Raw genomic sequence first — 10,876 nt, forward strand, 5'->3', positions numbered from 1 at the left:
ATTATATTTTCCGTATCACCCGGCAAGGATTTCCGACTGCCAACGAACCTTCCGGAATATCTTTGTTCACCACGCTTCCTGCACCGATAACACAGTTGTTGCCGATTGTAACACCGGGCAGCACACAGACATGCGCACCTATCCACACGTTATCGCCTATGGTAATCGGCCGAGCATATTCCAATCCCCGGTTTCTCTGCTCTACATCGAAAGGGTGGCCGGCAGTGTAAAATCCGCAGTTGGGGGCAATGAACACATTGTCGCCGAACTTGACTTTTGCCTCATCCAAGACAACGCAATTCACGTTTGCATAAAAATTCCCGCCAATCTCTATGTTATAGCCGTAATCACAAAAAAACGGTTGCTCTATCAGAAAACCACGTCCCGCCTTTCCAAACAACTTGATTATAATATCGTTCCTGCGTTTGGTTTCTGACGGCAGCAGATGATTATATTCATGGCACAGCAGCTTACATGCTTGCCTTTCGGCTATCAATTCCACATCGTTGTTGGCATCGTACAATTCGCCTTGACGGCATTTTTCTTTCTCACTTATCATAAATAACCATTTATTTCAATTACCTTTGCAAAGGTAAGTCATTGCTATATACAGCGCAATGATTATAAATAATCATTTTATTCCCAATGATGGATAGTAAAGGCGTATTGGACAAGGAGTTTTCAGCACAGGATTTTGCGGAAGAGCAGCCGTATGCGGAGATGCTGGACAGATATAAGGATATGGCGTGCAACTATGCACGTATGGAGAATGCTATTGCCGTATTGAGTGATTTGCGCACCAATGCCAGTTACATCTTTACGGCAAGTTCTCACGAATGCTTAAAATAGACAAATACGGTAAAGAAGGTAAGGTGCCTTCCATTTGGGAAGAAGAAATCTTCAGACTTATCCATCCTGACGATTTGGCAAGCAAACACTTACAAGAACTTTGTTTTTTCCATTTTGTCAAATGCCAGCCGAAAAAGGAACGTGCCGATTATTATTTGACGAGCAAGCTCCGTATGACAAGTAGCACGTATGGTTATATACCTGTATTGCATCGGATGTTTTACGTTTATGTTCCCACCAACGATACTTTGTGGCTGGCTCTATGCCTTTATAGTCCTTTATTGTTTGATATTCCCGCGAAATGTCTGATAATCAATTCCGTCAATGGTCAGATGATGGAATTGGATAAACAGAATAGCACAAGAATATTGTCCGTCAGAGAAAAACAGGTTCTGAACCTTATCGATAAAGGTTTATTGAGCAAAGAAATAGCCGCCACGCTCCACATCAGCATAAATACGGTCAGCCGGCATAGACAGGAGATTTTAGGGAAGTTGCAGGTGAAAAATTCTATTGAAGCCTGTCGGATAGCAAAGGATTTGAAGTTGATTTAATTGCATAATTAATAGTGGAATATAATTCCACTACCTTTATTTGCATTTAATTCTTTCGGTCGGTTTTCATCCTTAAACTGAAATCCCGAACGTCCTATGATGACATGGTCGGCAATAAAGTTATCTAACAGACTTCGCTCATATACCTGGCTGCGTATCTGTGGGGGCTTGATGTGTTATGGAATTATTCCTTCTGTTGTTCCCTCTTGGCATACATCTCCCTTGAAAGTTCCACAATCTCCCGGCTCAACTTTACGAGGTCGATGGTATGTTTCTCCAACTTGTAGAGCAACGCCATTGCCTTCTTCTCCGAAAAGTGGATGCGCAATTCCTTCACGACTTGGTTGTAATTGGTTCCTATGCCGCGGAACTGGGCATGAAAGTCGGACAGTCTGGTACAGTATTCCAACATTACCTTGTCCACTTTATGCACCCTGAACTTCTGCCCGAAGAAATGCGCCTTGAGAAAGACGGCTTTCGCATACACGTTCGATTCCTCGTACATCGTCAGGAACCTGTTCCATTCCACATCGTCGAAGCGCACCATCACGCAGTGCGTCTTTGGGTTCAATTTGGGATTTCTCCCGTACTTGCTCTTCTTTTTCATTCTTCTTATTCTTTTAATTTTATGGCTTGTCCATTGTTTAATCTTTGATTAAGGAACCCCGAAATTATCTGACTGCGGAGGATTATTCTGCCCACGGCAGTGCTGGGATTTTCAGTTACTCGGAAGCATTCGGGTAACTGAAAATATACCTTGCTGTGTCTTTGAGGACACAAGAATCCTCAGCTTGTCGGATTGGAAGAATACTTTTCAAACTCCGGATTGCTCCATCTGCGGTACCCTTACCGTTTGGGTGCAAAGTTACGCTCTTAATACAGTATTGGACAGAGGTTTGAATCGGACAATGGCTGCCTATCAGCGCAATATACTGCCACTTGTCGAAATGCAGGTTCAATCATTTTCTTATTCAAGTGGACAATAATTCAAAAAATGAAAAACCGGAATACATGAAAAACGAGAAATTCAAACACTTATCAAAAGGATTTATCGAATACCTGCCAAAACGAGTATTGAAGAAAATAAAACAATGGTTGTCCAACAATTTGGTGATACTTTGATTTAATGATTTCATGACGTAATGTTGTCACTCTCCAAACAACCAAAACTTTGTTTCACCACACAACCATATAGAGCACTATTAAATAAGCGGATTATGAAATAGCCAGCCTTTCCGTTTGGACGGCATTCATACGAAAAGAACCGTTTCTGTATAATCTCCCCGGACAATGGCTACCGTATCGGCGCAACACGCTGCCACTTTTGGGAAATCCATTGCAAGGCAGTAGATTATATATTCCTTTGTGGCAAAAGAAAACAGTAACAATAAAAAGTTATGTATATGGAAATCGTATCTATTGAAAGAAAGACCTTTGAGGCGATGGTCGCCAAGTTCGACCGTTTCGTCAGTCGCATGGATGCCATCTGTCGGCGGCACGGAGAGAAGACAATGGGCGAGTGGATGGACAATCAGGACGTTTGCCGGATGCTCAACATCAGCCCACGCACATTGCAGACGCTTCGGGACAATGGAACGCTGGCTTACTCTCAGATAAACCACAAGACCTACTACCGTCCTGATGACGTACAGCGCATTGTTTCTGTTGTGGAGGACAGGCGCAAGGGAGCAAAGTTCAAGGGCAGGACGATTTAATCACCTGCATATAGTAAACAAAGTAATTACACTAAATCCAAAGTAACATGAATGAACTGATTAACAAAGACAGCGAGTGGATAATCCACTTCATGGGCAGTCTCGACCGTCTTTTGGACAACTTTGAGCATCTGACCGCCAATTACCGCCCGACACTGAACGGTGAGCGTTTCTTCACCGACAAGGAGGTGTCGGCACGGCTGAAAGTGAGCCGCCGGACACTTCAGGACTACCGGAACGAAGGGCGCATAGCCTATATCCAGTTAGGCGGTAAAATCCTCTACCGTGAATCCGACATCGAAAGGATGCTTGCTGACGGCTACCGCTCCGCCTATCGGCTGACAGGCACATGATTTTCTTGAAAGAGCGCAGTTTGCCGTCTGCCCAGTGATTGCGTCAGCAACGGACTTTCGGCAAAAATAGAAAGAAACGGCTTATAGACAGAGCGTCAAAATCCCGATTCGTCTGTAAGCTGTTCCTCTCTTCTTTCTTCTGATTCCCCGTCAGTCGCTTGTTTCCGTTGCCGGATGCTCTTCAAGCGTATGGCAGGCAATGGCAAGGTTTACGAGCTGAATACGCTCCGCAGGAGGAAGATTCTGCCCGAAACGGCTCTGCCGCCCGACCTTGCCGCTGCCATCAAGCCATACGCTACCTTTGCATCCGTGCATCGGGAACGAGTGGCTGACGGAATGAACCTCAACTATACCATCGGTTGTCGCTTCTGCCACAGGAAACAAACAACGTAATCGGTGTTTCTTTCAGGGTTGAACTAATTTTACTGATTATAAACCGTCTGAACAAGACACTCTCTTTACTGCATATCCTGAATGCAACGGCTATAATCACTTCAATGTTATAGACATCGTAACTGATGCCATCCGGTTGCTTGAGATACTTCATTGTGTCAAGTTCGTTCAGTTCCTTGTTCTTGTAAATGGTATGAATCGCCTTGCGGACATCGCATGAGAACACCCCGAATAGGTCGGCTATCTCGAATTGTGTCATCCATATGGGTGCTGTCGGCATAATGACTACACCCGTTTCACTGATTGTTATTATTCCTCTATTCATATCTATCGCATTACTTTAGACATCACGTTCTTTACATTATTCATATCGCGCAAAATGGAGGAATCCAACACACGTGCATAGTGCTGCGTCATTTTTATATTGGAGTGACCGAGCATTTTTGCCACATTCTCTATGCTCACACCGTTAGCAAGGCAGACTGAGGTCGCATACGAGTGGCGAGCTACGTGTGTGGTCAAGGTCTTGTTTATCAGACATAAGTCTGCGATTTCTTTCAGATAGCTGTTCATTTTCTGATTGCAGGGAACTGGCAGCAGCCTGTTTTTCTTTTGGCAAGCCGGATGTTCCGCATATTTACGGAGAGTCTCCAATGGAATATCAAGCAAAGGAATGTTACACATGTTCTTCGTCTTTTGGCGAGGCTTGCGAATCCATAGGTTGCCATTGGAGTCTTCTACGATATGTTCCGGTGCCAGTTGTTGCACGTCTATGAAGGTTAACCCAGTGAAAGCTGCAAAGATAAAGACATCACGGACAATGGTGATACGCTCTAACGGAAATTCCTTGTGATAGATAGTGAGTAGTTCATCCATTGTCAAGAACTCACGGATAACCTCTTTCTCATGAAACTTGATGCCGATGAACGGGTCTTTGGTAATCCATTCGTTGGCAAGCGCAAGATTGGTTATCTTCTTTAGGCACTTCATGTAGCGGATAACCGTATTCTGCTGGCACTCCTTTTCCGTTTTGAGATAGAATTCAAAAGCACGTACCAGTTCTCCATTGACTTCCGACAAAGGCAAATCCTCCTTGTCGTATTTCAGTTTGATAAGTTCAGCAAGGTAACGCTTGCAACTCTCATAACGGCGGACGGTAATCAGGGCATAGTCCTTTCCGACAAGTTCACGGCATTGGTCGTTATGTTCTTGGATAGTTTGAATAAGTGTACGGACAACTTCCGGTGCTTGGTCTTGTCCGAAGAACTTTTTCTGCAACAGGCGGGCGGTGATGAACTGCCCTTGTTCTTCCAGTTCATTGAAAGTCTGGTGGAGTTTGATTCTTGCATCCTCGATATAAGCATTCAAGTCGCAGGATTTGCGGCTCTTGCCTTTAGCGCACTCCTTCGCCTGATTCCACAAGGCTGGTTCGATGCTCTTGCGGATATTGTTTTCCACTCGCACACCGTTCACGGTGATACGCATACATACGGAGGCTTCCCCGTTTTTCAGCAACTTGGCTTTCTTGATAAAGAAAAGCACATTGAATGAGTCTCTTTTCATGTTCCTACAGTTTTTCGTTGTACAAAAGTAGGAAACCATGCACGCTTTCTTGATACGCAAAATGTTGCAAATCAGAGAGAAGTAATCTTATTCGGTGGAGATTTGCGCTCCACCTCTTTTGCTCCACCTTTTGGAACACCAGCAACTGTAATATTCTGCCATTTTTTGCGTCCTCTCGGAAAACAAAAAATCCCGATTTCGTTTGGAAATCAGGATTTTACTGTCTTTTGCTTTTCTTCTAAGTGGTGCCACCAGCACCATTTTTAGTGAATTGAAATAAATCGTGGCGAATGGCGTTAAATGCTATAATACTATATATCAACGGAATTAAACTGAACTGAATTTATTTTCAGGTGTTAATATTCAAGAATTATAGGTAACTTTATAGGTAACTTTTGAGAAGTTACCTATCTTTGCAGTCGGGAATCGAACTTTTGAAAATCCCGACAACAGATAAAAAAGTTACCTATACCTATCAGTCGGGAATCGAACCTTGGACTTCCTCCCGACTGACAAAAAAAGTTACCTATTGAATTACCTATAAAGTTAAACGTATTATGGCAAAGACTCTCTCCAGATTCTATCTCCTCAAAAAGGACGAGAACAAGGATAAAGCAACCCTTTTCGTAAGGGTACAAGACCCCATACGCAAAATTGATGTTCAGTTTACCACGCGGCTCCGAGTATCGGTGCCGGAGTGGAAAGTGGCTATGTCGAGCGAGGACGCATTGGCACGGCATCGCAAGGAGTATCCGAAACTGCATGATAAGCTCGGTCGCATCGAGGTTATGCTCAAGCGCGAAATGGAGGCTCCTGAATTTGACCGCGAAAAGGTAAAGCATGAGATAATGGCTATCGCTGACCCGGAAAAATCCGAGATAGTGCGCCGCCAACAGGAGGCTGAAATTGTTGTTAAGAAAAAAGAAGAACGCCAACAACAGGAAGAAGCGGAGAAAGCTCGCATTGCCGCAGAATCCGAGCGGGCAAACATCTGGAATTTCCTTGACCGGTTTGTCGAGGAAATAAAATCAGGCAAACGTCTCAATGGCAACAACCGATATACTGCCGGGAGTTGCAAGGCTTGGAGCAGTTTTAGAAAACTGTTCAAAGGATTTGATCCACGCCACAAACTGACATGGGCAGATGTTGACCGCTCGTTGGTGACGAAGTTTCTTGACCACCTTCAGAAACTCGACTACATGGGCAGTTCGGTCAACAAGTATCTTGTATCTTTCCGCGCTATGGTGGGCTACGCATACGAAGACGGACTGCATAACAATGACCGTGCGTTGAGTTGTTTCTCCAAACGTAAGGTTGAGGAAAGCGACAAGGCTGTCGAAATCTATCTTACCGAAACGGAGCTACAGGCATTAGCCGAGATGGAACTGACAGGGCTTAAAGACCAAGTGCGTGATATTTTCCTCGTTGGTTGCTATACTTGTCAGCGCGTCAGCGACTACAATAACATTCAGCCGGAGGACTTCACTACAACCGCAAAAGGAACTCCGATCATCCGTCTTGTCCAGCAAAAGACGCGCAACGAGGTGAAGATTCCCATAATGAATCCCAACCTTGAAGCGATCTGCAAGAAATACGAATATCACTTGCCATCGGTGGTTGACCAGATTCTCAACCGCTACATCAAAGAGATACTGAAAGACCTGTCCGAAACGGTGCCTACACTTGCAGTCAAGGTGCCGACAAAGCTCACGATGAAGCAGAAGGAAAAGGAGAAAGCCGGAGAAATGACGGTAGAACGCAACGACAAAGGAGAAGTGATGATGCCCCGCTATGATTGCGTCACCACCCATACCGCCCGGCGCAGTGGCATTACCAATATGTATCTCTCCCACAAATTTACCATAGTCCAGATGATGCACGTCAGCGGACACAAGACTCAAAAGACCTTTATGGACTACATCAAACTCTCATCAGATGAAATCGCCGATGAGATAGACGCAATCGTCAACGGAGCAAAAGAAGAAGTGTTCTGACCGACTTCGTTATATATGGCTAAAACTCCAACGGACTGTTGGAGTTTTTATGTCGCCTGATATTTTCTTTTGCTCAGTCGTATATGTAGGTTTAGTTTATCGGGCATATATAAAGCCCGAACTAAACCAATCCGACTTATAACATCCATCACGGTGCCAAATGTGCATAAATAGTATGCGATTTGGCACTCTCGTGGAATTTCGTTATCTACGATTATCATGCCCCTCCATTCCATCAAACTTCCAAATGTGCCATAAAATCTTAGATTTGGAAGCGTGACGTAAGAGTTCTATAATCACACTACTCCTAAGGTGCATCGCAGAATATGGCGCGGCTATCTGAATGAGCAGAAATACTGCGACAGCTCGTCGCAGTTATTGGATGACGATATAATTTTGAACTTTCTTAGCCTATTGGCTGTTTTGATTTTGTAGAGTTAGAAAAAATCGCTAACTTTGCACCGTCATCGATCGAAGAACGAAAGACTTGGTTGGCCGCATTACCGTAAATGCGGTTTTTTTATGCCTTGTTCTGAAGCTTACGCATATAGTATGCGTGATTGGACTGGTCAACGCAGAAGCCGGTAATTAAAGCAAAATTGGGATTTATATATTCCACGACAACCATATAGCCTTTTGCGCGATACCAAAAGTATTCGCGTTCCCGACCGGAATTTTCAATATATCTGAACCGCGTGATACGTTTGTCGGAGGCGTTCTCTAAAATGGGCTTTATCCAATGGACGCGCACTGCTCGCTCTGAGCGAAACTCTCTCACCGTTTTTGCTGTTTTACGCCTATCCTCTTTGGCATCCCGCGTTATAACATGGACGAACTTCTCAAGCAGTCCGTCAAACCAATCGGGCAACCCATCCTTATGTGAGCGATTGTATGGATAAGGCTTTATTATCAATTCGGCACCATCAAGATTTACCTTCTGGATTAAGACATCATCCTTGAATCTCTCATGCAGCTCTAATATCTTGTCCTTGTCATCAACCGACAATTCGCAATCAAAATATGGCTGCAACATTCCGAGTATATCGTTATCAGCCATTTCTTTTCTTCGGTTGAAAATCGTAAATCGCGAACTTGTCATCTCCCGGCTCAGTCCCTTCATCAAGATGGTAACCCGACAATTCTTCGATAAGTCTTACAATGTGGGATTTTGCCTCGCTTCCATTCAGACCTCTTGCCCTGTATGTGATAGCCCCGATTATAATATCAGCAAGCTGGATAAACTGCGATTCATGTGAACGGATATTCTGCAACGACTGTATTTTATCGTTCGTCCCTATCATGTTTGTCAGTTCACTGTGTATTGAGGCAAGTTTGATTTTACCGTTATTGTCTTTAAGGTCAAGGAAAATTCGGTAAGAATTGGCACTGTCGGAATTATGCCGGATAGAAAACCGGATAAGGCGTTCAATGACTGAATAATAGAACCGGTTATACTCATCACGCTCCAAAGAATGAGCCTGAATATTCGACTTGTTCTTGATAAGCACACTGCGGAATACCATTGATGACTCAAAAAACAAACGCAGAATCTCGTCATACATGGCAAGATGCGTGCGGCTTACAGTATTCCATTTCAATTCATGGAGGATGCCATATTTGCGTTTTATGCGTTTAAGTTCGACCTTATAAGCATCAAGGTCTGCATCAGGCACAATTATTGCCCCAATGCACATAATATCGCTGTTATCAAATTGCAGATAACAACTCTCATCGCAAAATATTGAATATGCCTTTTGCAGTTGCTCCATACTGCAAAGTTACTACAAATCCGTGAGATATGAAAACCTTGTCCGTTCAAGAATATAACTCCGCTGGGATTTTTCTTTTCACCCTCCCACATATTAGTTAGGTTTAGTTTATCGGGCATATATAAAGCCCGAACCAAACCAAAATTATGGCTTAGGAAAGGATAAACAAGCGCATTTAATCGTTTAGTCGCCGATTTTTAGTAACTTTGTACTTGGAAGACAGTTTCAGATGAAAACGACAGATGATTTCTTCATACCGGATAATGAGGTCAAGCTCCCGGAGGAACTTGATTACAGCTGTGTGGATGAATACATCCGCTCGGCTGAGGCGTTTTCTCGCTCCACATATCAGAGCGTCTATATCATCGACTATTTCAAGCAGAATTTCCTGTATGTGTCGCCAAATCCGATGTTCCTATGCGGATTGACTCCTGAACAGATGATGAAACTGGGCTATCGCTTCTATCTGGAATATGTACCTGAGGATGAACAGCAGTTTTTGATTGATCTGAACGAGGCGGGATTTTCATTTCACAATACAATTCCGGTCGAAGAACGCAAGGACTGGTATATCTCATACGACTTTCACATATTGAACGGAGGCAGGAAGATTCTCGTTAATCACAAACTCACCCCTCTTGTATTGACTTCCGACGGTCGTATGTGGCTTGCGCTCTGCGTTGTATCGGCAGCTACCCACACATCGCCCGGTCATATTGAGATACACCGTGTAGGTACACCGGATTATTTTGAATACAACCGAAACACACGCCGATGGGATAAGCGGCAGATGCCGACCCTTACCGACGGGGAAAAGGCGGTGCTCACTTTGTCGATTCAGGGCTACACCATGTCGGAGATTGCCGACCGAATATGCCTGTCGCCCGACACCATCAAGAAATACCGCCAGCGCATATTTGAGAAACTTGATGTGCGCAATATCTCCGAAGCCATAGTTGCGGCTACAAATAACAAGCTACTCTAAATTCTTGCACAGATAGAAACGGGGGAAATGTTTTACCTCTCTCCCGACGGCGATGTTGGCTGCTATCCGTGCGCATATATGCGCTGCGGTTCTAAGAGCCGCACTGTTCGTTACGCCGTTTCTGATGTCGGATAATGAATCACGCAACCACTCGCAACCATTAATGTTCCAGAAAGCACAGTACCCTGCCATATATGTTGCCGCCCATTGCCGGAGGTCAGGTTTGCATAGCATATCCCTTTCATCATCGGGCATAACTACAATCGCACCTGCTCCATTTACAAAATCGAATGGCAGTATCAAAGGAATGTCTGTTACCTTTGACATACAGGAGCTATCTTCGTTGACATTCTCGGCAATAACATCGAAATTGCTTATCGCAGGCTGCTTATCAGAGGAAGATATTATTTGAATGGACTCAAAGCCCAACTGTTGAAGTTCGACCTTGATGCTGTCAATAAATTCATTCGCTCCTACAACTGCAATTCGGCAACCTGCGATACGGCGTCTTTCTTCGCTTGTCATATTCATTATTGATTTTACACTGCAAATTTAGGACTATCCCCTCTGCTGTGCCATACCCAAAAGTGTATGTTTTCATCTCCAAACTCATTTGTACACTTTTGGGTATGGCATGAATTTTTTAACGGCTGTAATTTTGCATCAGAAATCAAAAACAACACGAATATGAAAACGATACT

Annotated in this window: 14 protein-coding genes; 6 read left to right on the forward strand and 8 right to left on the reverse strand. The window is 44.0% G+C overall.

What is annotated here, in order from left to right; genetic code table 11:
• Position 1 precedes the first annotated feature (1 nt).
• Positions 2-559 (reverse strand): sugar O-acetyltransferase, encoded by a 558-nt coding sequence (locus QZ331_RS09475; protein ID WP_294629665.1) that lies wholly within the window; start codon positions 557-559, stop codon positions 2-4.
• An 86-nt stretch (positions 560-645) separates the two neighbouring features.
• Here QZ331_RS09475 and QZ331_RS09480 point away from each other — a divergent pair, with 86 nt between their 5' ends.
• The gene (locus QZ331_RS09480) at positions 646-849 is read left to right on the forward strand and encodes a hypothetical protein (RefSeq protein WP_294629666.1); all 204 of its coding nucleotides are present in this window, start codon (positions 646-648) and stop codon (positions 847-849) included.
• Entirely contained in the window at positions 837-1,403 is a 567-nt protein-coding gene (locus QZ331_RS09485; protein WP_294629667.1) for a LuxR C-terminal-related transcriptional regulator, read from the forward strand. Before QZ331_RS09480 ends, QZ331_RS09485 begins: the two co-directional genes overlap by 13 nt.
• A 184-nt stretch (positions 1,404-1,587) precedes the next feature.
• Here the strand turns inward: QZ331_RS09485 and mobA are convergent, their stop codons facing one another.
• On the reverse strand, positions 1,588-2,010 hold the full coding sequence (mobA, locus tag QZ331_RS09490; protein WP_294629668.1) for a conjugal transfer protein MobA: 423 nt from the start codon (positions 2,008-2,010) through the stop codon (positions 1,588-1,590).
• 796 nt (positions 2,011-2,806) lie between these two features.
• On the opposite strand from mobA, the gene QZ331_RS09495 reads away from it, so the two are divergent.
• Both QZ331_RS09495 and QZ331_RS09500 read left to right on the forward strand, forming a co-directional pair.
• Positions 2,807-3,118 (forward strand): helix-turn-helix domain-containing protein, encoded by a 312-nt coding sequence (locus tag QZ331_RS09495; protein ID WP_294629669.1) that lies wholly within the window; start codon positions 2,807-2,809, stop codon positions 3,116-3,118.
• A 47-nt stretch (positions 3,119-3,165) separates the two neighbouring features.
• Positions 3,166-3,471 carry a helix-turn-helix domain-containing protein gene (locus QZ331_RS09500; RefSeq protein WP_294629671.1) on the forward strand — a complete coding sequence of 102 codons (306 nt, stop codon included), beginning with the start codon at positions 3,166-3,168 and terminating at the stop codon, positions 3,469-3,471.
• Positions 3,472-3,621: 150 nt separating this feature from the next.
• Here QZ331_RS09500 and QZ331_RS09505 read toward each other — a convergent pair whose 3' ends face one another.
• From QZ331_RS09505 to QZ331_RS09515, 3 genes are read right to left on the reverse strand one after another with little or no spacing between them, the layout of a single operon-like run.
• Positions 3,622-3,846 (reverse strand): hypothetical protein, encoded by a 225-nt coding sequence (locus tag QZ331_RS09505; protein WP_294629673.1) that lies wholly within the window; start codon positions 3,844-3,846, stop codon positions 3,622-3,624.
• Complete coding sequence (locus QZ331_RS09510) at positions 3,815-4,189, reverse strand: hypothetical protein (protein WP_294629675.1); 375 nt, start codon at positions 4,187-4,189, stop codon at positions 3,815-3,817. The genes QZ331_RS09505 and QZ331_RS09510 overlap by 32 nt, the downstream gene beginning before the upstream one ends.
• Before the next feature lie 2 nt (positions 4,190-4,191).
• A complete protein-coding gene (locus tag QZ331_RS09515) occupies positions 4,192-5,427 on the reverse strand; it encodes a site-specific integrase (RefSeq protein WP_294629677.1) in 1,236 nt (411 codons plus the stop codon).
• A 557-nt stretch (positions 5,428-5,984) separates the two neighbouring features.
• Here QZ331_RS09515 and QZ331_RS09520 point away from each other — a divergent pair.
• On the forward strand, positions 5,985-7,421 hold the full coding sequence (locus QZ331_RS09520; RefSeq protein WP_294629678.1) for a phage integrase SAM-like domain-containing protein: 1,437 nt from the start codon (positions 5,985-5,987) through the stop codon (positions 7,419-7,421).
• A 520-nt stretch (positions 7,422-7,941) separates the two neighbouring features.
• On the opposite strand, the gene QZ331_RS09525 is transcribed toward QZ331_RS09520, so the two are convergent.
• Positions 7,942-8,478 (reverse strand): hypothetical protein, encoded by a 537-nt coding sequence (locus tag QZ331_RS09525; RefSeq protein ID WP_167761870.1) that lies wholly within the window; start codon positions 8,476-8,478, stop codon positions 7,942-7,944.
• A complete protein-coding gene (locus QZ331_RS09530) occupies positions 8,471-9,190 on the reverse strand; it encodes a DUF3800 domain-containing protein (RefSeq protein ID WP_294629680.1) in 720 nt (239 codons plus the stop codon). Before QZ331_RS09530 ends, QZ331_RS09525 begins: the two co-directional genes overlap by 8 nt.
• A gap of 229 nt (positions 9,191-9,419) precedes the next feature.
• On the opposite strand from QZ331_RS09530, the gene QZ331_RS09535 reads away from it, so the two are divergent.
• Positions 9,420-10,175, forward strand: coding sequence for a helix-turn-helix transcriptional regulator (locus QZ331_RS09535; RefSeq protein ID WP_294629683.1), 756 nt, complete (start codon positions 9,420-9,422; stop codon positions 10,173-10,175).
• Here QZ331_RS09535 and QZ331_RS09540 read toward each other — a convergent pair.
• Positions 10,167-10,700, reverse strand: a complete 534-nt coding sequence (locus QZ331_RS09540; RefSeq protein WP_294629684.1) for a hypothetical protein — start codon at positions 10,698-10,700, stop codon at positions 10,167-10,169. The two genes, QZ331_RS09535 and QZ331_RS09540, sit on opposite strands and share 9 nt — an antisense overlap.
• Between the last annotated feature and the right edge of the window lie 176 nt (positions 10,701-10,876).

Origin of the sequence: uncultured Bacteroides sp., assembly GCF_910586915.1 — a bacterium.
In the GTDB taxonomy this organism is placed as follows: domain Bacteria; phylum Bacteroidota; class Bacteroidia; order Bacteroidales; family Bacteroidaceae; genus Bacteroides.